At 60.0% G+C, this 22,238-nt stretch carries 22 protein-coding genes; 19 read left to right on the top strand and 3 right to left on the bottom strand.

Annotated elements, in window-relative coordinates:
* Positions 1–42 precede the first annotated feature (42 nt).
* Positions 43–930, bottom strand: coding sequence for a LysR family transcriptional regulator (locus tag JIO00_RS23285; RefSeq protein WP_010457699.1), 888 nt, complete (start codon positions 928–930; stop codon positions 43–45).
* A gap of 105 nt (positions 931–1,035) precedes the next feature.
* Between JIO00_RS23285 and JIO00_RS23290 the strand changes: the two genes are divergently transcribed.
* The 12 genes from JIO00_RS23290 (at position 1,036) to JIO00_RS23345 (ending at position 11,941) form a co-directional block, all read left to right on the top strand.
* Positions 1,036–2,403: an MFS transporter gene (locus JIO00_RS23290; RefSeq protein ID WP_200666913.1), complete on the top strand. Its 1,368-nt coding sequence runs from the start codon at positions 1,036–1,038 to the stop codon at positions 2,401–2,403.
* Positions 2,384–2,794, top strand: coding sequence for a DUF4440 domain-containing protein (locus JIO00_RS23295; protein WP_083375845.1), 411 nt, complete (start codon positions 2,384–2,386; stop codon positions 2,792–2,794). The genes JIO00_RS23290 and JIO00_RS23295 overlap by 20 nt, the downstream gene beginning before the upstream one ends.
* A gap of 287 nt (positions 2,795–3,081) precedes the next feature.
* Entirely contained in the window at positions 3,082–4,008 is a 927-nt protein-coding gene (locus tag JIO00_RS23300; RefSeq protein ID WP_042933025.1) for a glutamate/aspartate ABC transporter substrate-binding protein, read from the top strand.
* Positions 4,009–4,200: 192 nt separating this feature from the next.
* On the top strand, positions 4,201–4,947 hold the full coding sequence (locus JIO00_RS23305; RefSeq protein WP_010457703.1) for an amino acid ABC transporter permease: 747 nt from the start codon (positions 4,201–4,203) through the stop codon (positions 4,945–4,947).
* Positions 4,947–5,618, top strand: a complete 672-nt coding sequence (locus JIO00_RS23310) for an amino acid ABC transporter permease (protein ID WP_010457704.1) — start codon at positions 4,947–4,949, stop codon at positions 5,616–5,618. Before JIO00_RS23305 ends, JIO00_RS23310 begins: the two co-directional genes overlap by 1 nt.
* Positions 5,615–6,349 carry an amino acid ABC transporter ATP-binding protein gene (locus JIO00_RS23315; RefSeq protein WP_010457705.1) on the top strand — a complete coding sequence of 245 codons (735 nt, stop codon included), beginning with the start codon at positions 5,615–5,617 and terminating at the stop codon, positions 6,347–6,349. The genes JIO00_RS23310 and JIO00_RS23315 overlap by 4 nt, the downstream gene beginning before the upstream one ends.
* Before the next feature lie 161 nt (positions 6,350–6,510).
* Entirely contained in the window at positions 6,511–8,412 is a 1,902-nt protein-coding gene (locus JIO00_RS23320; protein WP_077749905.1) for a sensor histidine kinase, read from the top strand.
* A 44-nt stretch (positions 8,413–8,456) separates the two neighbouring features.
* Positions 8,457–9,737, top strand: a complete 1,281-nt coding sequence (locus tag JIO00_RS23325; protein ID WP_229801794.1) for a sigma-54-dependent transcriptional regulator — start codon at positions 8,457–8,459, stop codon at positions 9,735–9,737.
* An 8-nt stretch (positions 9,738–9,745) separates the two neighbouring features.
* On the top strand, positions 9,746–10,075 hold the full coding sequence (locus JIO00_RS23330) for a GlpM family protein (protein WP_169857921.1): 330 nt from the start codon (positions 9,746–9,748) through the stop codon (positions 10,073–10,075).
* Positions 10,076–10,240: 165 nt separating this feature from the next.
* Positions 10,241–11,161, top strand: coding sequence for a hypothetical protein (locus JIO00_RS23335; RefSeq protein ID WP_010457709.1), 921 nt, complete (start codon positions 10,241–10,243; stop codon positions 11,159–11,161).
* Positions 11,158–11,532: an EamA family transporter gene (locus JIO00_RS23340; protein WP_083375843.1), complete on the top strand. Its 375-nt coding sequence runs from the start codon at positions 11,158–11,160 to the stop codon at positions 11,530–11,532. Before JIO00_RS23335 ends, JIO00_RS23340 begins: the two co-directional genes overlap by 4 nt.
* A gap of 10 nt (positions 11,533–11,542) precedes the next feature.
* The gene (locus JIO00_RS23345; protein ID WP_010457712.1) at positions 11,543–11,941 is read left to right on the top strand and encodes a transporter; all 399 of its coding nucleotides are present in this window, start codon (positions 11,543–11,545) and stop codon (positions 11,939–11,941) included.
* A gap of 154 nt (positions 11,942–12,095) precedes the next feature.
* Here the strand turns inward: JIO00_RS23345 and JIO00_RS23350 are convergent, their stop codons facing one another.
* Entirely contained in the window at positions 12,096–12,857 is a 762-nt protein-coding gene (locus JIO00_RS23350) for a MipA/OmpV family protein (RefSeq protein ID WP_200666914.1), read from the bottom strand.
* Positions 12,858–13,077: 220 nt separating this feature from the next.
* On the opposite strand from JIO00_RS23350, the gene JIO00_RS23355 reads away from it, so the two are divergent.
* The 6 genes from JIO00_RS23355 (at position 13,078) to JIO00_RS23380 (ending at position 20,484) form a co-directional block, all read left to right on the top strand.
* Entirely contained in the window at positions 13,078–13,776 is a 699-nt protein-coding gene (locus JIO00_RS23355) for an MtnX-like HAD-IB family phosphatase (protein ID WP_010457714.1), read from the top strand.
* The gene (locus tag JIO00_RS23360) at positions 13,769–15,163 is read left to right on the top strand and encodes an aspartate aminotransferase family protein (RefSeq protein ID WP_010457715.1); all 1,395 of its coding nucleotides are present in this window, start codon (positions 13,769–13,771) and stop codon (positions 15,161–15,163) included. Before JIO00_RS23355 ends, JIO00_RS23360 begins: the two co-directional genes overlap by 8 nt.
* The gene (locus JIO00_RS23365; RefSeq protein ID WP_077749835.1) at positions 15,160–16,053 is read left to right on the top strand and encodes an alpha/beta hydrolase; all 894 of its coding nucleotides are present in this window, start codon (positions 15,160–15,162) and stop codon (positions 16,051–16,053) included. Before JIO00_RS23360 ends, JIO00_RS23365 begins: the two co-directional genes overlap by 4 nt.
* 156 nt (positions 16,054–16,209) lie before the next feature.
* Entirely contained in the window at positions 16,210–17,337 is a 1,128-nt protein-coding gene (locus JIO00_RS23370; RefSeq protein ID WP_200666915.1) for a GNAT family N-acetyltransferase, read from the top strand.
* The gene (locus JIO00_RS23375; protein WP_200666916.1) at positions 17,334–19,106 is read left to right on the top strand and encodes a sensor histidine kinase; all 1,773 of its coding nucleotides are present in this window, start codon (positions 17,334–17,336) and stop codon (positions 19,104–19,106) included. The genes JIO00_RS23370 and JIO00_RS23375 overlap by 4 nt, the downstream gene beginning before the upstream one ends.
* Positions 19,096–20,484 carry a sigma-54-dependent transcriptional regulator gene (locus JIO00_RS23380; RefSeq protein WP_077749832.1) on the top strand — a complete coding sequence of 463 codons (1,389 nt, stop codon included), beginning with the start codon at positions 19,096–19,098 and terminating at the stop codon, positions 20,482–20,484. Before JIO00_RS23375 ends, JIO00_RS23380 begins: the two co-directional genes overlap by 11 nt.
* 158 nt (positions 20,485–20,642) lie before the next feature.
* Here JIO00_RS23380 and JIO00_RS23385 read toward each other — a convergent pair whose 3' ends face one another.
* Complete coding sequence (locus JIO00_RS23385; protein ID WP_200666917.1) at positions 20,643–21,308, bottom strand: DsbA family oxidoreductase; 666 nt, start codon at positions 21,306–21,308, stop codon at positions 20,643–20,645.
* A gap of 534 nt (positions 21,309–21,842) precedes the next feature.
* Between JIO00_RS23385 and JIO00_RS23390 the strand changes: the two genes are divergently transcribed.
* Positions 21,843–22,211 carry a DUF6124 family protein gene (locus JIO00_RS23390; RefSeq protein WP_010457721.1) on the top strand — a complete coding sequence of 123 codons (369 nt, stop codon included), beginning with the start codon at positions 21,843–21,845 and terminating at the stop codon, positions 22,209–22,211.
* The last annotated feature ends 27 nt before the right edge of the window (positions 22,212–22,238 follow it).

The following is a 22,238-nucleotide window of genomic DNA, read 5'->3' on the forward strand; positions in this document are numbered from 1 at the left end:
AAGCCCCTGAATCCGACGATTCAGGGGCTTTTTTGCAGGCGCTCATTGCGCCAGATGCAGCAACAGGAAATCAATGAACGCCCTCGTTTTGTGGGGCAAATGCGGGCTGTTGGGAAACACCACGTTGACGGACTGCGAGGGCAGCGAATAGTCGGGCAACAGGCGAATCAGCCGCTCGCTGGCGATGTCGTCCTTGACCACCCAGGCGGGCAGCACCGAGACGCCCAGCGACGACAACGTCATGGAGCGAATGGCCGTGGAAGAGTTGGATTCAAACTGATTGATCCCGTTGATCTCGACAGCCCCTGATTGCGGATGACGCAACGTCCACTGGGTCGGTGCCTGCAGGTTGCTGTTGGCGATCCACGGCACCGAGTTCAGGTCCTGAGGCGTTTGCACCGGGTGACGGGCAAGAAACGTCTGCGTAGCCACCAGGACAATTTCATAATCCGCCAGCTTACGGCTCTTGAAAGCCGAGTCTGCCAAGTTGCCCAGACGAATAACCAGGTCTAACTTTTCCGCCACCAGATCATTGAGTGAAGAGTTAAAGTCATAGCAAAGTTTTATTTCCGGATAGCGCTCTATAAATTGCGGTATCAACGGAAGGATATAAGCCTCGCCGTATTCTATGGTGGAACTGAACCGCAACTTGCCGGTGACACGGTTATGACCTTTCAATACATTATCGAAGGCACTATCGATGTCCGCGACAATACCTTTGAACGATTCATAAAAATCCTGACCTATTTCCGTGAGGGAGATATTTCGGGTATTTCGAATCAACAACGTCGCGGACAGCACATCCTCCAGCGCCTTGACATGCAGGCTGGCCATGGCTTTGCTGATGTTCAGGTAATTGGCGGCCTTGGTGTAAGAACCAAAATCGACCACCGCCAGAAATGTCTGTACCCGATTAAGATGAGTGTGCATAGCAATAGAGCTCACTGTTCAATCCCGTCAAACATTGTTTCAAGGATAGTCGTATCGACAGTTCAAGTCCATCGCCCCTATGCTTTGCGACAAAGGGGAAACAACATGACCTATCGCTACAAAGTTGCACTGATATTTCTCATCGGCTTTTTTATAGACTGCATTAACATCTTTATATCGGCGGTCGCACTACCGACTCTATCGGCGGCGCTGCACGTTAGTACTTCAGACGTTGCCTGGGTGGCTAACGCTTATATTCTGGGGCTGACACTGATCATCCCGGTCAGCACCTGGCTGGCCGGTCGTTTTGGCAGTCGGGAAATCCTCACCGCCTCGATGATCGTGTTCACAGCCTCCGTGTGGATGTGCGGGCTGGCCGACAGTTTCAACGAGCTGGTGATCTGGCGCTTCGTCCAGGGGATGGGCGGCGGTCTGTTGATTCCAGTCGGTCAGGCACTGACATTCAACCTGTTCAAGGGTGAGCAGCGGGCGAAAATATCCACGTTGGTCATGGCTGTTGCCCTGATAGCGCCCGCCATTTCACCGACCATCGGCGGCATCATCGTCGACAGCAGTTCCTGGCGCTGGGTGTTCTACAGCAACATCCCGTTCTCGCTGATCGCGGCTTTGCTGTCCTGGTTCTGGATCAACGAAGCGCGGCCGACAAGTTTGCCCCGGCCCGACATCAAGGGTTTGCTGCTGGTCAGCGCCGCACTCGGCAGCCTGTTGATGGGCATGTCGTTGTATGGCGGCGACGCTCCGGCCTGGGTGGCCGCCCTCTTCGTCACGGCCGGCGTTACGTTTGTCCTCCTGTACGGGCTGCACTACCGCCGCTGCAAAAACCCGATCATTGAACTGAGCCTGCTCAAAAGCAAAAAACTCAGCACCTCCATCTTTATCTATTACGCGATTCCCGGTGTGTTCACGGGGGTCAACCTGATGAGCATCTTCTTCCTGCAAAACACCCTGCACTTCAGCGCCCGACTGACAGGGATGTTCATGATCCTCTACGCCATCGGCGCGTTCATCGCGATGCTGATCTGTGGCCGGACCTACAACCGGATGGGCGCCAAGCGGTTGTTTGCCCTCGGCATGCTGTTGCACAGCGCCGGCATCGCCACCCTGTTATTGGTCAACGATCCCTCGGACCTCTGGGTAATAGTCATCGCCTACAGCTTGATGGGGATTGGCGGTGGCATCGGTGCCAACACCGCACAAACCACATCGCTGATGGACTTCGAGGGCAATGACACGCACAAGGCCAGTGTCATCTGGAACATCAACCGACAGATGTCATTCAGCATCGGTGCCGCCCTGTTCCTGATGGTTTTCAACCTGCTCTTGAAGCACTTCGATACCACCCAGGCCTATCACGCGACCTTCGCCATCGCCTCGCTGGTGGGCCTGTTTCCACTCTTTCAACTGAGTCAGTTGAACACTCAAAAGGACTGTCATGCACAACGAAATAGTTGAACTGGCGCACCACAGCGTTCATCACGTGCACGAGTTGATTCAAACCCTGTTCTCCGATGCAAACGGTCAGGGACAGGCCATGCTCGAGCCGCTGATGTCGGCATTCGCCGAGGACTTCAGCATGGTCACCACCTCGGCCGCCATCGTCAGCCGGGCGACGGTCGAACAGATGTTCAAGGGTGCAATCGGCGCCAAGCCAGGTCTGGAGATCATCATCAGCGACCTGCAAACGGTCTGGCAGGAAGGCCACAGCGTGGCGATCCGCTACAAGGAAACCCATCGCCTCGACCAGCGCGAAAGCTCAAGGGTTTCGGTGGCGATCATTGGCCTGCATCACCACAACGCCCAGTGGATCTACCTGCATGAAACGCCGCTAAGCCAGGAAAGCTGATTTTTCGATGATCAGCTGGCAGCCCCAAACACTATTCGGTTTTCCGAACACGACCTGTCGGTCGATTCGGTTAACCGGATTATCCTTCACAAAAAAAGAACGCCATAAATATTTAATCCCTTTATAAATCAGTAAGTTAACTTGACTCGCCTGGCCTGGCACGAGTCATGCTCTACACTCTTGGACGAATGTCTCTTGTGCACCCACTTCAGGAGCCGTCAGGCATTCGAAGCACAAAAGGGCCGATGAACTGGCTCCATAAAAAAAACAATGTCGAGGAAAATTTGATGCGCATCGTTCCCCATATCCTGGGCGCAGCCATTGCTGCCGCTCTGATTAGCACTCCAGTTTTCGCTGCCGAACTCACCGGCACACTGAAGAAGATCAAAGAGTCCGGTGTGATCACCCTCGGGCATCGTGACGCTTCCATCCCGTTTTCCTATATCGCTGATGCTTCCGGCAAACCGGTCGGCTACTCCCACGATATCCAGCTGAAAATCGTCGAAGCCATCAAGAAAGACCTGGACATGCCCAACCTCCAGGTCAAATACAACCTCGTGACCTCGCAAACCCGTATCCCGCTGGTGCAGAACGGCACCGTGGACGTCGAGTGCGGTTCCACCACCAATAACGTGGAACGTCAGCAGCAAGTTGCCTTTTCCGTCGGCATTTTCGAAATCGGTACGCGTCTTCTCTCCAAGAAAGACTCCGCGTACAAGGACTTCGGCGACCTGAAAGGCAAAAACGTCGTGACTACCGCGGGCACCACGTCCGAGCGCATCCTCAAGTCGATGAACGCCGACAAGCAGATGGGCATGAACGTCATCTCCGCCAAAGACCATGGCGAATCCTTCCAGATGCTGGAAACCGGCCGCGCCGTGGCTTTCATGATGGACGACGCCTTGCTGGCCGGTGAAGCAGCCAAAGCCAAGAAGGCGGATGACTGGGCCGTGACCGGTACTCCACAGTCCTACGAGATCTACGGCTGCATGGTTCGCAAAGGCGACGAGCCGTTCAAGAAGGCGGTGGATGACGCCATCAAGGCAACCTACGCTTCGGGCGAGATCAACAAGATCTACGAAAAATGGTTCATGCAGCCAATCCCGCCTAAAGGCCTGAACCTGAACTTCCCGATGAGCGACGAGCTCAAGGCCCTGATCGCCAATCCGACCGATAAAGCGGCTGACGACAAGCCTGTAGAAAAAAAGTCCTGAATTCTGACTAACCTTATCTCCTGAGAGGGCCACTGCCCTTTCAGGGGATAGTCACTCCCTGCTGGCATTTTTGGAAACACTCGAACCGGTGGCTGTCGAGCCGCTCGTGTGTGCCTGACCATCAGAGTCGGGCGGGAACGGAGCTTCCCCAGGCGGGCACTTGTACATCGAACGATCTGAGGGGAGACCCTAATGAATTACAACTGGGACTGGAGCGTGTTCTTCAAGTCCACCGGCGTGGGCAGTGAGATTTATCTCGACTGGTACCTCTCCGGTTTGGGCTGGACCATTGCCATCGCCGTCGCCGCCTGGATCATCGCGCTGCTGTTGGGCTCGATTCTGGGTGTCATGCGCACCGTGCCGAATCGCATCGTATCGGGCATCGCGACCTGCTACGTCGAACTCTTCCGTAATGTGCCGCTGCTGGTTCAGCTGTTCATCTGGTACTTCCTGGTGCCCGATCTGCTGCCGCAAAACCTGCAGGACTGGTACAAACAGGACCTGAACCCGACCACCTCGGCTTTCCTCAGCGTCGTCGTTTGCCTGGGCCTGTTCACCGCTGCTCGTGTATGCGAACAAGTGCGTACCGGCATCCAGGCGCTACCTCGCGGCCAGGAAGCCGCCGCTCGCGCCATGGGTTTCAAACTGCCGCAGATCTACTGGAACGTGCTGCTGCCCCAGGCCTACCGGATCATCATTCCGCCGCTGACCTCGGAATTCCTGAACGTGTTCAAGAACTCCTCCGTGGCGTCGCTGATCGGCCTGATGGAGTTGCTCGCGCAGACCAAACAGACCGCCGAGTTCTCCGCCAACCTGTTCGAAGCGTTCACCCTGGCCACCCTGATCTACTTCACCCTGAACATGAGCCTGATGCTGCTGATGCGTGGGGTCGAGAAGAAAGTCGCCGTACCGGGCCTGATCTCCGTAGGGGGTAAATGATGGAATTCGACTTCTCGGGTATCGTTCCGTCCCTGCCGGGCTTGTGGAACGGCATGGTCATGACCCTGCAACTGATGGCGCTGGGCGTCGTCGGCGGGATCATCCTCGGCACCATCCTTGCGCTGTGCCGTCTGTCCCACAGCAAACTGCTGTCGAACCTGGCTGGCGCCTACGTCAACTATTTCCGTTCGATCCCGCTGCTGCTGGTCATCACCTGGTTCTACCTGGCGGTGCCGTTCGTGCTGCGCTGGATCACCGGCGAAGACACCCCGATCGGCGCGTTCGCCTCCTGCATCGTGGCCTTCATGATGTTCGAAGCGGCGTACTTCTGCGAAATCGTCCGGGCCGGCGTGCAGTCGATTCCCAAGGGCCAGATGGGTGCTGCCCAGGCTTTGGGCATGACGTATGGCCAGATGATGCGTTTGATCATCCTGCCGCAAGCGTTTCGCAAGATGACCCCGCTGCTGCTGCAACAGAGCATCATCCTGTTCCAGGACACTTCGCTGGTCTACGCGGTCGGCCTGGTGGACTTCCTCAATGCTTCCCGTGCCAGTGGCGACATCATCGGTCGCTCCAATGAGTTCCTGATCTTTGCAGGTCTCACGTACTTCACAATCAGCTTTGCCGCCTCGCTGCTGGTCAAGCGTCTGCAAAAAAGGTTTGCCGTATGATCTCTATCAAGCAAGTCAACAAGTGGTATGGCGACTTCCAGGTACTGACTGATTGCAGCACCGAGGTCAAAAAAGGCGAAGTGATCGTGGTGTGCGGGCCGTCCGGTTCCGGCAAATCCACCCTGATCAAATGCGTCAACGCCCTGGAACCGTTCCAGAAAGGCGACGTGGTGGTCGATGGCACGTCCATCGCCGACCCGAAGACCAACCTGCCGAAACTGCGTTCGCGCGTCGGCATGGTGTTCCAGCATTTCGAACTGTTCCCGCACCTGACCATCACCGAAAACCTGACCATTGCGCAGATCAAGGTGTTGGGCCGCAGCAAGGAAGAAGCCACCAAGAAAGGCCTGCAACTGCTTGAGCGCGTTGGCCTCTCGGCTCACGCCCACAAGCACCCGGGCCAGCTCTCAGGTGGCCAGCAACAGCGTGTGGCAATTGCCCGTGCGCTGGCGATGGACCCGATCGTCATGCTGTTCGACGAACCGACCTCGGCGCTGGACCCTGAAATGGTCAACGAAGTGCTCGACGTGATGGTGCAACTGGCCCACGAAGGCATGACCATGATGTGCGTGACCCACGAAATGGGCTTTGCCCGCAAAGTGGCGGATCGCGTGATTTTCATGGACCAGGGCAAAATCATCGAAGACTGCAAGAAAGAGGACTTCTTCGGCGATATCACCCACCGCGCCGAGCGTACACAGCACTTCCTTAACAAGATTCTGCAGCACTAAGTTCTACCACCGCCCCCCTGTGGGAGCGAGCCTGCTCGCGAAGACGGCTTAACAGTCAACATCGACATTGGCTGATCCACCGCCTTCGCGAGCAGGCCCGCTCCCACAAGGGTCCGCGGCGATTTACAAGTAAGTGTTGTGGTTGACCCAAGGCATCTGTGATGAAATGCGACCCCACTCTCTATCGCGCTGCGCCGCCATCACTCGCCGTGAAACCCCGTCTGATTCGCCATCTGTTCCTGCCCCCCCTGGTCATCGCCCTGATGATCGGATTGGGTTACCTCGGCTTCTGGGTCAGTGAGCACTACGGGATTCGCAGCCTCAGCGAGAACGGCCAGCGTCAGCTCGAACTGCACGCCCGCGCCGTCGAGAGCGAGATCAGCAAGTACACCTACCTGCCCAGCCTGCTGGAACTTGAATCCAGTGTTTCAAAACTGCTGGCCGACCCGTCACCGGAACACCGGCAAACGGTCAATGATTACCTCGAAGGCCTGAACCGGCGCAGCCGCAGTCGGGCCATCTATGTGATGGACACCACCGGCCGCGTCATGGCCACCAGCAACTGGCGCGATGTCGACAGTTACCTGGGCGAAGACCTGTCCTTTCGCGCCTATTTCCAGAACGCCGTGCGCGGTCAACCGGGGCGCTTCTACGGGATCGGCAGCACCAACGGCGAACCCGGTTACTACCTGGCCCACGGCCTGGAAGAACACGGCAAGATCATCGGCGTCGCGGTGGTCAAAGTCCGCCTGGAAGCCATGGAAGAACGCTGGCAGCGTGCGCGCCTCGAAGCCTTTGTCAGCGACGAGAACGGCATCATCATTCTGTCCAGCGATCCGGCACGACGGCTCAAATCGGTGGTTCCGTTGAGCGAAGAAACCAAGGAAAAGCTGGCCCGCAGCCTGCAGTACTACTGGTTCCCGCTGAACGAATTGCAGCCACTGGCCCGGGAAAAACTGGCCGAAGGTGAAGAAAAACTGACCTTCCCCGCCAACAGTGAAGTGGAGTCAGACGAAGAGGACATCAGCTACCTCTCGCAGACCCGCCCCCTGAGCGACACCCCGTGGAACTTCACTCTGCTCACGCCGCTCCAGGATTTGCGCCGTGAAGCGATCAATCAAGGGATTCTGGTGGCAGTGGCGTTTGCCCTGGTGGCGTTCCTGCTGATTGCCTGGAACGAGCGGCGCAAGGTGATCGCCACCCGCCTCGCCGCCCGTGAAGCCCTGCAGCAAGCCAACAATCAACTGGAGCGTCGGATTACCGAACGCACCACGGACCTGCGCGCCAGCAACGAACGCCTCAAGGGGCAGATCCGCGAACGGCGTCAGGCTGAAGAGACGTTGCGCCGCGCCCAGGATGAGCTGGTGCAGGCCGGAAAACTCGCCGCCATCGGCCAGATGTCGACCAGCATCGCCCACGAACTGAACCAGCCGCTGGCGGCGCTGCGCACCTTGTCCGGCAATACCGTGCGCTTTCTCGAACGCGGTCAACTGGACGTGGCCAGCACCAACCTGAAGACCATCAACGAATTGATCGACCGCATGGGCCGGATCACCGCCAGCCTGCGCTCCTTCGCCCGTCGCGGTGACGACAAGGGCCAGGCGTGCCTTGGCAAAGCGGTAGATGCCGCGCTGCAACTGCTGGGAGGTCGCGTGGAAAGTGTCCATCTGCAACTGCATCGTGACTTCAAAGACGTGCAGGTGCAGATCGACCAGACCCGCCTCGAGCAGATCCTGGTCAACCTGATCGGCAATGCCCTCGATGCCATGCAGGCACAACCGTTGCCCGAGTTGTGGCTGGAAGGCGAAGCATTTGATGGCAAATATCGCCTGCGCGTGCGCGACAACGGCCACGGTATCGACGCCGAAGCACGCAAGCATTTGTTCGAACCGTTCTTCACCACCAAACCCGGCGAACAAGGCCTGGGCCTGGGCCTGACACTTTCCGCCAGCCTGGCCGCCGCCACCGGCGGGCACCTGGGTGTCGAACACCCGGCCAGCGGTGGCACCACCTTCGTCCTCAGTTTACCGTTGGTAAGCCCCACTCACGCCGAGCCAATATGAACAACGACCTTAGTGTGCTGATCGTCGAAGACGACCCCCATGTGCTGCTCGGCTGCCAACAGGCGCTGACCCTGGAAGACATTCCCTGCGTGGGAGTTGGCAGCGCCGAAGAAGCGCTGGAGCGGGTTGGCGACAATTTTGCCGGCATCGTCATCAGCGACATCCGTCTGCCGGGCATCGACGGCCTGGAACTGCTGACCCGGCTCAAGGCGCGCGATCGTAGCTTGCCGGTGGTGCTGATCACCGGCCACGGCGACATCTCCATGGCCGTCGGCGCAATGCAGAAAGGCGCCTATGACTTCATGGAGAAACCTTTCTCCCCGGAACGCCTGGTGGACGTCGCCCGCCGCGCGCTGGAGCAACGCAGCCTGGCCCGGGAAGTGTCTTCGTTGCGCCGGCAACTGGCGGAGCGCGATTCCCTCGAAGGTCGGATCATCGGCCGCTCGCCGGCCATGCAGAACCTGCGCGAACTGATCGCCAACGTCGCCGATACCTCGGCCAACGTGCTGATCGAAGGCGAAACCGGCACCGGCAAGGAATTGGTTGCGCGCTGCCTGCACGACTTCAGTCGCCGCCACACCAAGCAATTCGTCGCGCTGAACTGCGGCGGCCTGCCGGAGAACCTGTTCGAAAGCGAGATCTTCGGCCATGAAGCCAACGCGTTCACCGGCGCCGGTAAACGACGGATCGGCAAGATCGAACACGCCGACGGCGGCACGCTGTTCCTGGATGAAGTCGAAAGCATGCCCCTGCCCTTGCAGATCAAACTGCTGCGGGTGTTGCAGGAGCGCACCCTCGAACGCCTGGGTTCGAACCAGAGCGTGGCCGTGGATTGCCGGGTGATTGCCGCGACCAAGTCCGACCTCGACGAGTCGAGCAAGGCCGGCGAGTTTCGTAGCGATCTGTATTACCGTTTGAACGTGGTGACCCTCGAATTGCCGCCGTTGCGCGAACGTCGCGAAGACATCCTGCAACTGTTCGAACACTTCCTGCAGCAGTCGTCCCTGCGCTTCGACCGCGCCGTGCCGGAACTGGACAACCAGACCCTGTCGAACCTGATGAGCCACGACTGGCCGGGCAACGTGCGCGAACTGCGCAACGTCGCCGAGCGTTTTGCCCTTGGCCTGCCGGCCTTCAAGAAATCCGGCACCAGTGGCAGCAATCAGGGTCTGGCCTTCGCCGAAGCAGTGGAAGCGTTCGAACGCAACCTGCTCAGCGACGCCTTGCAACGCAGCGGCGGCAACCTGACCCAGGCCAGCCTGGAACTGGGAATGGCCAAGACCACGCTGTTCGACAAAGTGAAGAAATACGGGCTGAGCCACTGATGGACCTGATCCTCAAAGCAGCGCTGGGGGCGGCGGTGGTCGTCATCCTCGCGGCACTGGCCAAGACCCGAAACTATTACATCGCAGGCCTGGTGCCGCTGTTTCCGACCTTTGCGCTGATTGCGCATTACATCGTCGGCAAGGGGCGTTCGCTGGAGGATTTAAAGACCACCATCGTGTTCGGGATGTGGTCGATCATTCCGTACTTCGTTTACCTGGCGACGTTGTACGTGATGGTCGACCGGATGCGGCTTGAAGCGTCGCTCGCCATCGCGGCAGTGGCGTGGCTGATGGCGGCCACCGTCCTCGTCACCGTCTGGGTCCGCCTCCACGCTTGACCATCCCACCCTGTGGCGAGGGAGCTTGCTCCCTCGCCACAATGAATTTCAGTGCAGCAGACGGCTGGCCCGCCCCTTGCATTTACCCCCAAAAGCCCCCTCGGCCGGCTTTCATGATGGATGAAGCCGGTGTCTGGGAGGGTCTGCCAAGGGTGAATTGCGACCTTGAACATTTTAGATCTCGACCACAGCCTGACGGCCCAGGCGCCCATCTCGCGGCTGCTGGAAAGCGGCCGTGCCAAACGCCTCGACTTGCTCGACCTCGGCCCGAAACTGCGGCTGTGGTCCAGCGAACGGACCTGGCGGCGGTTCGCCGAACGCTTGCAGCAACGGCCCCGGCACAGCGGCCCGCAACCGGAAATCTTCTTCGTCGGTTCCGGTGATTACCACCATCTGACCCCGGCGTTTCTGACTGATTTGCCGGAGCCGGCAAGCCTGATCCACTTCGACAACCACCCCGACTGGGTCCGCTTCGCCCCCCGCCGGCATTGCGGTTCGTGGGTCAATCAGGCACTGAAACTGCCGAACATCCAGCGCATCGTCACCCTTGGCCCGTGCAGCGACGACCTGCAGAATCCACAGCTCAAGGGCGGCAATGTCCGGGCGCTCAAACGCGGCGTGTTGCAGCTGTTTCCGTGGCAGCGCCCGCCCTCGAAAGTGTGGGGCCGGGTCGGTGACGGCGCTGGCCATCGGCAGCAGGAAAACCTGCTGCACTGGCGCAATCTGGCGGAGCTCGACTGGCCGGTGTTTCTCGAACAAATGATCGCCAGCCTGCCCACCCGCGCAGTGTGGATCACCCTCGACAAAGACGTGTTGGCCTGCGAAGACGCGGCGACCAATTGGGACCAGGGCGGCATGCGCTTGAGCCACTTGCTGCAAGCCATCAGAGCCTTGGCGGCCAGCAAGCGAATCCTCGGCATCGACATCTGCGGCGAGTACGCCCGACCCGCCTTCAGCAACGCCCTCAAGCGCTGGGAAGCCAAATCGGACCAGCCCCCGGCCGAACGCTGGAGCGAAGCGGATCTGCTGCGCAACGCGGCGACCAACCAGGCGTTGATCGATCTGTTCGAGGAGTTGTTTCCATGACCTTCACCGTGATTGTGCTGGTGGCGTTTTCCATTGTGCTGGACGTCATCGGCCAGCTCTGTTTCAAGCTTGGCCTGGATCGTTTACCGGCGCTCGAAGGCGGGTTTCGCCTGAATGCGTTCTGGGGCCAGGTATTCAACGCGCCGCTGCTGTGGTGCGGGATCGGCGCCTACGTAATCGAATTTTTCGTCTGGCTCGAAGCCCTGTCCCGGGCGCCGCTGAGCCTGTTGTTTCCAGCGGCGGCGCTGGCGTACTGCGGCGTGGTGCTGGCCGGCAAACTGATCCTCGGCGAGACCGTCAGCCGGCGGCGCTGGCTCGGCACTTTAGTGATTACGGCGGGCGTGATGCTCGTGTGTGTCACCCATGCATGAGGCAAAAGCGATGATCAGGAACAAGACCGACTGGCTGCATGAACGCCTCGGTACGGTGGTGCTGTGGGCGTTGTTGATCGGGTTTGAAAGCGCCGGCCAGATCGCCACCAAGGTCGGTGGAGATCAGCTGGGGCAGATGGATTTCAACCTGCAATGGCTGCTGGCTGTGGCGGTCAATCCCGGGGTGTGGTTTGCGATTGCCTGCTACATCGGCGCGTTTTTCGTGTGGATGCTGATCTTGCGGCGCAGCAGTCTGTCCTTGGCGTTCCCGCTGAGTTCGCTGGTGTTTGTCGGGGTGTTGCTCGGTTCGTGGCTGGGGCTGGGCGAGCAGATCAGCGTGCTGCACTGGGTGGGGGTGGCGGTGATCATGGGGGGGATTGCGTTGCTGGCCGAAGGCGAAGAAACCTGAAAATCACCGCAATTCCTGTGGAGAGGGAGCTTGCTCCCGTTCGGCTGCGCAGCAGTCGTAAAACAGGCTGGCGAGGTATTTCTGGAAGAATGACTTGCCAAGTTTGGGGGCCGCTTCGCGACCCGGCGGGAGCAAGCTCCCTCGCCACAAGTGCTTAGTTGAACTTGTAGGCCAGTGCCGCCTGCACTTCCCCTTGGTTGGTCTCACCGAGCTCTTTGACAAGGCTGCTGTCCGCCGCAGAACCCGTCAGGTGAATCCAGCTCGCGCTGGTCAACAACGACCACTGCGGCGCCAGCGGAAACTCGAAACTCTGAGTCAACGTCACATTCTGCAAACCACCGCCCGCGTTGTACGGCCGAATCCCCGAGGCTTGTGATTCATTGGCACTGACGCCGAAGAACGTCTGACTCTGCCGCGCATCCGCAAAATGCGCGGTCAGACCGGAGCTGCCAATCACCCCGCCACCCAGTGGATAACCCACCTCCCCGCCAACACGCCCCAACACCCCGCCCTGGCCGCCGCGCCCTCCAACCGCTTGCCCGACCGAGGCAAACACCCGCCAGAAGTCAGCCGGCGCGTACTGCACAAAACCGCCCACCTCGCCCATGTCCGGCACATCGCGCAACCCCTGCAGTTCGCCGTTGGACGTGCGCCCCGGCAGGTAATTCACGAACGGTCCGGCGCTGAAACCCTTGGTGTTCAGCGCGTCCCAGGTCAGCCCGTCGTCCGTACTGAGGCTGACATTGCCCCAATCCAGATCGAGGTAAGGCACCGGCCGGGTTTCGTAGCGGCTACCGGTCGGATCGTGGGGCTGATAGCTGAGGCCAGCCCCCGCCTCACCGGTGATGCCGTCCGCTGAAACGCCGGCAGAAAGGCACGTCAGCACGGCAAATAGAGCAACAGTAATCCTCGACATGAGGCCATTCCTTGAACTGGATGTGCGCGCATCAATCCCCGAATCGCCCCTCTCGCGCAAGCACTCATGTTGTTTGTAGCGACCTACAAAAATTGTAGCTTCACCGCCATCCACACCCGCCTCAACCCCAGCCCCGCTGGGCCAAACCCGGTTGGCACAGTCCCTGCTCTACCCCCTTGGCAAGCGCAAACAGCGCCTCCTGCCAAGATAGGTACAACAGATGATTGACTGGCATATCGTGTGTGATTTCGACGGGACCATCACCCGCACCGACGTGATCGACAGCATCCTCCAACGGTTCGCCGACCCGAGCTGGGAAGCGATCGAAAACGAGTGGCTGGCGGGTGACATCGGTTCCCGTGAATGCCTCAGCCGCCAGCTCTCGCTGGTCAAGGCCACACCGGGCGAACTGCTCGGGTTCTTCGACACCATCGAGATCGACCCGGACTTCCCTGACTTCGTCGACCACGTCATCGGCCTCGGCGCTTCCCTTGAAGTGGTCAGCGACGGCATCGAGCAAGGCATTGCACGGATCCTGGCGCGCCACTACGTCAGCCTTTTGCCGATCCTCGCCAACCGCCTGCGGCAGCTCGACCACCAGAGCTGGCGCATCGACTTCCCTCACGCAAGCGATGCCTGCCGCGCCGCGTCCGGCAACTGTAAATGCAAATCCACCCCCAGCGCCAAACGGGTGCTGGTGATCGGCGACGGTCAGTCCGACATGTGCGTGGCCGCCACCGCCGATTTCGTATTCGCCAAGGATCGCCTGGCCGAGCACTGCGAGCGCAACGGCATCGCCTACGCCCGCTTCGACAGCTTCGCCGATCTGCCTGCGTTGCTCGCCCTGCTGCCAAGCGCCAGCGCCGCCAACGCCACCTCTTTCAACGTAGAAACACAGGAACGCTTCCACCATGTCTGATATTCGAATCGCCACACCTGAAGACCAGGTCCTTCTGGATAAAGAAGCCAAGTACTGCTCCTACGGCGACACCGTTCACTACATCGATCCGCCGCGCATTTTCAGCCGCTGCGAAGGCTCCTACGTCTGGGACACCGAAGACCAGGCCTACCTCGACCTGCAAATGTGGTACTCGGCGGTCAACTTCGGTTATGCCAACCCGCGCCTGAACAATGCGCTGAAACAGCAGATAGACACCCTGCCGCAGATTGCCAGCCAGTACCTGCACAAGGGCAAGATCGAGCTCTCGGAAATGATCGCCGTGGACGCGAAAAAGAAGTTCGGCCTCGACGGCCGGGTGCACTTCAACGTCGGCGGTTCGCAGTCCATCGAGGACTCGCTGAAAGTCGTGCGTAACGCCACCAATGGCAAAAGCCTGATGTTCGCCTTCGAGGGCGGTTACCACGGTCGCACCCTCGGTGCGTCGTCGATCACCTCCAGCTACCGCTATCGCCGCCGCTACGGCCACTTCGGCGAGCGCGCCAATTTCATCCCGTTCCCGTATCACTTCCGGGGCCCGAAAGGCATGACCAAGGAAGAGTACGGCAGCCATTGCGTGCAGCAATTCGCCCGCCTGTTCGAGACCGAATACAACGGCGTCTGGGATCCGAAAGTCGGCCAGAGCGAATACGCCGCCTTCTACGTCGAGCCGATCCAGGGCACCGGCGGCTACGTGATTCCGCCGATGAATTTCTACAGCGAACTCAAGCATGTGCTGGACCAGCACGGCATTTTAATGGTGGTCGATGAAATCCAGATGGGCTTCTGGCGCACCGGCAAGCTGTGGTCGATTGAGCACTTCGATGTCAAACCGGACGTCATCGTCTTCGGTAAAGCCTTGACCAACGGTCTCAACCCATTGGGCGGCATCTGGGCCAGGGAAGAGCTGATCAACCCGAAAATCTTCCCGCCAGGCTCGACCCACTCGACCTTCGCCTCCAATCCGCTGGGCACGGCGGTCGGCCTGGAAATGTTCAAGATGACCAGCGAAGTCGATTACGGCAAGAGGGTCATGAACAAGGGCAAATACTTCCTCGAAGGCTTGAAAGACTTGCAGAAACGCTACCCGATCATCGGCGACGTCGATGGCCTGGGCCTGGCACTGCGTTGTGAAATCTGCGGGCCGGACGGCTTTACGCCGGACAAGGCAACGCTCGACTTCATGGTCGAAGAAGGCATGAAAGGTGACATCGAAATTGACGGCAAACGCCTGGGCCTGATCCTCGATGTGGGCGGTTACTACAAGAACGTGATCACCCTCGCGCCGTCGCTGGAAATCAGCTACCCGGAGATCGACCTCGGCATCGCGCTGCTCGACCGTCTGCTTGATCGGGCGATGAAACGATGAACCCCTCTTTTTCAAGGGCAGACGAGATCGACATGGGCGAAGGCAGCGCCGGTTTCGTTCTCGGCAACGGAGAGGTCGCGGTGTTGTTGATCCATGGCCTCACCGGCACGCCGACCGAATTGCGACGGGTCGCGATGGGCCTGGCCAAGGCCGGCTGCACGGTCTATGTGCCGACCCTGGCCGGCCACTGCGGGGACAACGCCGACCTGCAAGCCACCGGTTGGCACGACTGGTACGAGAGCGCGCGCAATACCTTCGTTGGTGTGCGGCGCAAGCATGAGCATGTGTTCGTCGGTGGCTTGTCGATGGGCGCGGTGCTGGCGATGTACCTGGCGGCCGAACATCCGGGGCAGATCGAAGGCTTGCTGCTGTATTCGACCACCCTGCGCTACGACGGCTGGAACATGCCTTGGGTCGCCAAACTGAGCAGCCTGGTGATGTCGATTCCGTTTGGCGTGCACCTGTGCCGCTTCAACGAAAAATCACCGTTCGGCATCAAGGACGAACGCTTGCGCGCCATTGTCGAACGGCAGATGAAGGCCGGTGAAAGCGCCAATGCCGGATTGCTGACCATGTCCGGCGTGAGTGTCCGGGAACTGCATCGATTGGTGGCCGCGGTGAAAAAGCGCATGCCGCAGATCACCACCCAGGCGCTGGTGCTGCACTCACGGGAAGACGACATCACCAGCCGCTGGAACGCCGACTATGTCGAACGCAAACTCGGCGGCCCGGTAGTGAAAGTCCTGCTCGACGATTGCTATCACATGATCACCGTCGACCTGCAATACCGCCGGGTCGTGGAGCTGAGCGCGGACTTCATCCAGCACCGGTTCATGCAACAAGTCACCGCCCCGCAACCCATGCGCCAGGACTATCGGCAACTGGCCTGAACACATTTGAAGAAGCTACGCATGCCCACAGCCGCCCCCCAATCCCTGTAGGAGCGAGCCTGCTCGCGATGCACTCAAGAGCGCCGCGTTTCTCCTGTAACCCCACGTTATCGTTAACGACCATCGCGAGCAGGCTCGCTCCTACAAGGAAACGATGTGATCACTGCCCTTGCCTATTCAACCATCGAAGCCATCGACCGCAGTGCCTGGAATGCCTGTTTCCCCGGCGAACTGGAGGACTGGGATTATTACCGGGCCGTTGAACAGGCAGGCATTGCGGATTTCCGGTGGCGCTATCTGGCGCTGTACGAAGACGAGGTGTTGATCGCGGCGGCAGTGGCATTCACCACCGCGTATTCGCTGGACACCACGGTTCAGGGACCGGGTAAACGCGTCACCGAGCAGTTGCGCCGCTGGTGGCCGGGGCTGTTGGACGTCCGCTTGTACGCCCTCGGTTCGCCGGTGGCCGAGCAATGCCATGTGGGGACCGCACGCCAGATCGACCCCGCACGGCGTCCGGCCTTGCTTGAGCAATTGTTAATCCTGGCGCGCAACGACGCCGACCAGGCCGGAATCGGTCTGCTGGCGGTCAAGGACGCGTCCCATCGCGATCCACAGTGGTTGCAGGTGTGCCAGGCGGCCGGTCTGCAAAGCATGCCCGGCCTGCCCAGCGCCGAACTGCCGATCCGTTTTGGCTCCGTGGACGCTTACCTCGGCACGCTCGGCAAATCCACCCGTAAAGACCTGCGCCGCACGTTGCGCGCGCAAGGTCCGCGCATCGAATGGCGGCGCACTGTGGAAGACCTGCTCCCACACATGATGGCGCTTTACGAAGCCACCCTTTCACGCAGCGACCTGACCTTTGAACGCTTGCCATCGGAGTACTTCCGCCAGGTCCTCGAATACCTCGATGAACGCGCCGCGTGCGTGCTGTACTGGGTCGGCGATGAGCTGGTAGCGTTCAACCTCGTGCTGCTGGACGAGCAACGCCTGGTCGACAAATTCTTCGCCCATGACCTGACCCGGACCCGCGAGCACAATCTGTACGTGCGCAGCTGGCTGGCCAATGTCGACTACTGTATTGAACACGGCATCCCGATCTACGCGTGCGGTCAGGCCGGCTATGCCAGTAAGCTGCGCCTGGGTTGCTCGTTCACCGGCAACACCGTGTTTTTCCGCCATCGCAACCGTGTGCTCGACAGTCTGTTGCGACTGGTGAAAATGTTCATTCGACCGGAACGCTCCGACCCTGCCATGGCTGCTGCATTAAGCGAAACTTCATGATCAAAAACCGCCCCGCCACCGCCCGACCTTTCGCCCTCTCCGGCTGGAGCCTGCAGCGCAAACTGGTGTTGGCGTTCTGGCTGGTCAGCGTGATTCCGACCATGATCGCCGCAGAACTGGCGGCCACCACCCTGTCGCAGATTTTCGACAGCAACGTGCGGATCTGGCTGCAGGAATCGACCCAGATCGTCGAGGACGAGATCACCGAGATCCGCCGGGATAACGCCCGGGCCGCGCAGTTGTTCCTGCGCTACACCCGCCCGCCGACGGACCGGTTATCGAGCAAACACGACAAACTGACCACCGACATCGCCGATTCCATGGGTATCGACGTGGTGGCGCTGGTGCGCAACAGCGATCACAAAGTGGTGTTCAGCACCGCCGCCGATGACATCGTCCGGCAGATCAGCACCGAGTCCAAGGCGTTGTTGCAGACCCTGCAAGTCGGCGGCATCCCCACCGGCACGGTGGTCTCGACCTTCGAGACCGATCAGGACGGCGTCGACTACAAACTGGTGATCGCCACCTACCTGGACAGCAGTTTCCTCACCAGCGTCGCCGATGTGCACTCCCTCGACCTGCGCCTGTACCTGGCCAAGGCCGATGACTTCTCGGAGATCTTTTCCACCCAGCGCTTCGAAGATCACCCGGCGGCGGTACCGGAAAAAATCGAACAGACCCTGCGCAGCACCAAGCAGCCGATCGAACAATTCACCAATCGCTACAGCGGCATCTACCGGCCGATCCTCAATGAAAGCGGTGAGCTGCAAGGCGTGATTTTCAGCGGTCTGCTGCGCCACACCAGCCTGGTCGGGCTGGTGAACCAGAGCAACCTGTTCATCCTGATTTTCCTGCTCAGCTCGGCGGCGTCCCTGGCGGTCGGCTGGATTGTTTCGCAACGCCTGACCAAGCCGTTGCGCGGGTTGTCCAAAGGCGTGCAAGCGGTGATTGCCGGGGATTACCGCCAACGCCTGGCGGTCACCGGCGGCGACGAACTGGCGGAATTGAGCAGCACCTTCAACCACATGAGCGAACGCCTCGGCGAGTTGCAGCACCTGGAATCGCAACTGCGCCGCCGCGACCGTCTGCATGCCCTGGGTGAAGTCGCCATGGGCCTGGCCCATGAAATCCGCAACCCGCTGGGCATCATCAAGACCGCCACGCAACTGCTGCACCGGCGCGCCGATTTGCCCGAGACCGACAAGCGTCACCTGGAATACGTGGTCAGCGAAGTCAGCCGCATCAACGACCTGATCACCGATTTCCTCGACTTCGCCAAGCCCAGCGCGCCGATGCGTTCGACCCAGGCGGCGCGGCCGCTGGTGGATGACCTGGTCGGCTTCTGCGCCCCGGAGCTGGCCAGCCATAACATCGATGTGCACATCGACGATCAGGCCCCCGGCGCGACCCTTCATGTCGACGCGCGGCAACTCAAGCAGGCCGGCCTGAACCTGATCGTCAACGCCATCGACGCCATGCCCGACGGTGGACGACTGACCGTGGCGATCAGCAGCGAATCGCCGTACACCGTAATCAGCATCAGCGACACCGGCCAGGGCATCGAACCGGATATGCTCGAACGGATCTTCACGCCGTTCGTCACCACCAAGGCTTCGGGTACCGGCCTGGGGCTGGCGAAGGTGTTCTCGATCATGGAAGGTCATGAAGGGCGCATCGAATGCGTCAGTGAAAAAGATGCCGGGACCACCTTCACGCTGTACATTCCGGCCAACGGTGAAGACTTCGACGAGGGCAGCGATGACACATAACGTACTGGTGGTGGACGACGAGCCCAAGCTCTGCGACTTGCTGGCATCGGCCCTGGGTCAGAACGGCATCCAGGTGTTCACCGCCGGAAACGGCTTGCACGCGCTCAAGGTGCTGGAGTGCGAGGACATCGACCTGGTGATCAGCGACTGGCGCATGCCCGGCATGGACGGCCCGCAGTTGCTGGCGGAAATCAAAAGCCGTTTTCCGCAGCTGCCGGTGATCGTCATGACCGCCTACAGCACGGTGAAAAACGCCGTGCAGTCGATGCGCAACGGCGCCTTCGACTACATCGCCAAGCCGTTCGACATCGACGAACTGGACATCACCGTCAGCAAGGCACTGCAATTTCGCGACATCCTCAAAGACAACCAGCGCATGCGCGCCGAGCTCGATGAGCATCAGCAGATTGACAGCCTGATCGGCGACAGCCCGAGTTTTCGCCGGGTGCTGCACGCCATCGATTCCGTGCGCGAAAGCAACGCGACGATTCTGCTGACCGGCGAAAGCGGCACCGGCAAGGAAATGGTCGCCCGGGCGATCCACAAACACGGTAATCGCGCTGACAAACCGTTTGTGGCGGTGAACTGTGCGGCGATCCCGGAAGGGTTGCTGGAAAGCGAAATGTTCGGTCACCGCAAAGGCGCGTTTACCGGCGCCGTGGCGGATCGCGTCGGGCGCTTCATGCAGGCTGACAAAGGCACGTTGTTCCTCGATGAAATCGGCGAAATGCCGCTGGCCTTGCAGGCGAAAATCCTCCGGGCCTTGCAGGAACGGGTGATCGAGCCGGTGGGCGATCCGCGCGAGCGCAAGGTCGATGTGCGGGTGATTGCCGCGACCAACAAGAACCTGCTGGACGCGGTGGCCAACAAGGAGTTTCGCGAGGACCTTTATTACCGCCTCAATGTGTTCCCGATTCCCTTGCCGGCCCTGCGCGAACGTGTGGAAGACATCGCGCCGCTGGCCCGGCATTTTGCTCACACCCTGGGCGCCACGGCAGGCAAGCGTTTTACCGGATTCAGCGCGGAAGCCTTGCAGGCCATGGCCCATTATTCGTGGCCAGGGAATATTCGTGAGCTGCAGAACTGCGTGGAACGAGCGACGATTGTCGCGTCGGGGGCGGTGATTGAAGAGGAAGATTTGCCGGCGTATCTGTTTGCCTCAAATGCCGGCACCAGCGGTGCGCTGGTCACCGAAGGCAGCGTGCCGGCAGATCTGGAAGCCGCGTTGGCGGAGGTCGAGAAGGCTTACATTCTGGCGGCGCTGGCGCAGAGCAATGGTGTACAGGCTGCGGCGGCGCAGTTGATCGGGATCTCCGAGCGCAGCTTCTGGTATCGCCTGAAGAAACTGGGCATCCACGTCGACAAAATCGTCAGGTAACCGCTCCCCCCTGTGGCGAGGGAGCTTGCTCCCGCTCGGCTGCGCAGCAGTCGTAAATCCAGCGAATGCGGTCAGCCTGGCTACATCGGTGCTGACATTGGGGCCGTTTCGCAGCCCAGCGGGAGCAAGCTCCCTCGCCACAGAAACACTCCCGGTAATTAGCTCACGGTCCCGCCCTTCGATTCGCTCATGATCTGCCGAATCGCCCCGACAAAGGTTTCGACCGGCTGCCCGCCCGTCACCGCGTACTGCCCGTTGAACACCACCGTCGGCACCGAACTCACCCCGCGCGCCAGCCACAACTTCTCTTCTTTGAGCACCTCTGTGGCGAATTCATCGGACGCCAGAATCGCCTCCGCCCGCTGCCGATCCAGCCCCACGCTTTCAGCCATCAGCGCCAACTGCTTGTGATCCGACGGATTGCCGCCCTCAGTGAAATACGCCTTGAACAGCGCTTCCTTCAGATTGAACTGCAACCCTTCCAACCCCGCCCAAAACAACAACCGATGCGCATCAAAGGTGTTGTAGATGCGGCTGTTGCCATCAGTGCGAAACGCGAACCCGACCTCGGCCCCACGGGCGCGGATCATCTCGCGGTTCTTCTGCGACTGCTCCGGGGTCGAGCCGTACTTTTCAGTGATGTGTTCGGTGATGTTCTGCCCTTTCGGCCCCATTTTCGGGTTCAGTTCGAACGGCTGGAAACGGATCTCGGCCTGGACCTCATCGCCCAGCAAATCCAGGGCCCGGGTCAGGCCATACAGACCGACCACGCACCATGGGCAGGACACGTCGCTGACGAAATCGATTTTCAGGGGGGTACTCATCATTCACCTCGCAGGCTTGGATCGCGCGGAAAGTTGGAACAATACACCCGAAGACTGGCGCGCGCAGGTCCCTTGTAGGAGCGAGCCTGCTCGCGATTGCGGTCTGACATTCAACATTGATGTTGACTGATACACCGCCATCGCGAGCAGGCTCACTCCTACAGGGATCGGGGGTGTTTGGGAGGGGGTGTTTAGTTCTGTTTAAGGTTACTTCCTGAAAGCTACAGCGCCTTGCGCCGTCGCCTACAACAACGTCAGAATCCGCTGGCTTGTGCGCCCGGGTGGCCGTCGGTAACTTGGTTCGTGTCACTGATTCCCAGTGATCGGGTTTAGTAGCCCGGCTAATACGCTTACGGTTGCACAAGTGTCATCCCGTCAGGTTTTCACCTGCACTTGATGGTAGCTGTGCGCATGGCGCCCTCGGGCGCGCCGGGTTTTGGGCGTATTTTACCGGTCTACTAACTTGCGCACAGCTGCCACCCCTCCGTTTAGTAGCGAGACAGGTTGCGGCTCTACTATTAGGAAAAATACCCCATGTTCAAAATTACTCCGAACCCACCGGAAACCGACGACGTCTCCCCCTACGAAACCCCGGACTCCAAAAAACTCAACGAAGCCGCCGACCGCGCCCTCGATTTCTACCTCAAACCGGTCATTCCCAAAGACACCCCACGCAAACCCAGCACCATCTACACCATCGCCCCCGACATCGATCAAGAAACCCTGCTGGCCAACGCCTGCGAATCCCTGGCGTCAGCGAGCGTGATGCTGAGTGATTTCGCCGGGTTGCTGGAAGGCCCGCAGCGCAACACTGTGCTCGGCATTCAGCAGTCCGTCATGCTGGGTGAACTGGCGGTGAACCGGATGCTGGATAACTTCGTTCCACCAAGCGCCGCGACCTGATTGGCTGACAAGGTTCCACTAACGAAG

Origin of the sequence: Pseudomonas sp. SW-3 (genome assembly GCF_016615645.1) — a bacterium.
In the GTDB taxonomy this organism is placed as follows: Bacteria; Pseudomonadota; Gammaproteobacteria; order Pseudomonadales; family Pseudomonadaceae; genus Aquipseudomonas; species Aquipseudomonas mandelii.

Coding starts and splice junctions, on each gene's coding strand:
- JIO00_RS23300 (WP_042933025.1), top strand. CDS start 3,082: ATGCGCATCGTTCCCCATATCCTGGGCGCAGCCATTGCTGCCGCTCTG.
- JIO00_RS23380 (WP_077749832.1), top strand. CDS start 19,096: ATGACACATAACGTACTGGTGGTGGACGACGAGCCCAAGCTCTGCGAC.
- JIO00_RS23345 (WP_010457712.1), top strand. CDS start 11,543: ATGATCAGGAACAAGACCGACTGGCTGCATGAACGCCTCGGTACGGTG.
- JIO00_RS23285 (WP_010457699.1), bottom strand. CDS start 930: ATGCACACTCATCTTAATCGGGTACAGACATTTCTGGCGGTGGTCGAT.
- JIO00_RS23310 (WP_010457704.1), top strand. CDS start 4,947: ATGGAATTCGACTTCTCGGGTATCGTTCCGTCCCTGCCGGGCTTGTGG.
- JIO00_RS23320 (WP_077749905.1), top strand. CDS start 6,511: ATGAAATGCGACCCCACTCTCTATCGCGCTGCGCCGCCATCACTCGCC.
- JIO00_RS23315 (WP_010457705.1), top strand. CDS start 5,615: ATGATCTCTATCAAGCAAGTCAACAAGTGGTATGGCGACTTCCAGGTA.
- JIO00_RS23290 (WP_200666913.1), top strand. CDS start 1,036: ATGACCTATCGCTACAAAGTTGCACTGATATTTCTCATCGGCTTTTTT.
- JIO00_RS23375 (WP_200666916.1), top strand. CDS start 17,334: ATGATCAAAAACCGCCCCGCCACCGCCCGACCTTTCGCCCTCTCCGGC.
- JIO00_RS23340 (WP_083375843.1), top strand. CDS start 11,158: ATGACCTTCACCGTGATTGTGCTGGTGGCGTTTTCCATTGTGCTGGAC.
- JIO00_RS23360 (WP_010457715.1), top strand. CDS start 13,769: ATGTCTGATATTCGAATCGCCACACCTGAAGACCAGGTCCTTCTGGAT.
- JIO00_RS23385 (WP_200666917.1), bottom strand. CDS start 21,308: ATGAGTACCCCCCTGAAAATCGATTTCGTCAGCGACGTGTCCTGCCCA.
- JIO00_RS23390 (WP_010457721.1), top strand. CDS start 21,843: ATGTTCAAAATTACTCCGAACCCACCGGAAACCGACGACGTCTCCCCC.
- JIO00_RS23355 (WP_010457714.1), top strand. CDS start 13,078: ATGATTGACTGGCATATCGTGTGTGATTTCGACGGGACCATCACCCGC.
- JIO00_RS23365 (WP_077749835.1), top strand. CDS start 15,160: ATGAACCCCTCTTTTTCAAGGGCAGACGAGATCGACATGGGCGAAGGC.
- JIO00_RS23295 (WP_083375845.1), top strand. CDS start 2,384: ATGCACAACGAAATAGTTGAACTGGCGCACCACAGCGTTCATCACGTG.
- JIO00_RS23305 (WP_010457703.1), top strand. CDS start 4,201: ATGAATTACAACTGGGACTGGAGCGTGTTCTTCAAGTCCACCGGCGTG.
- JIO00_RS23350 (WP_200666914.1), bottom strand. CDS start 12,857: ATGTCGAGGATTACTGTTGCTCTATTTGCCGTGCTGACGTGCCTTTCT.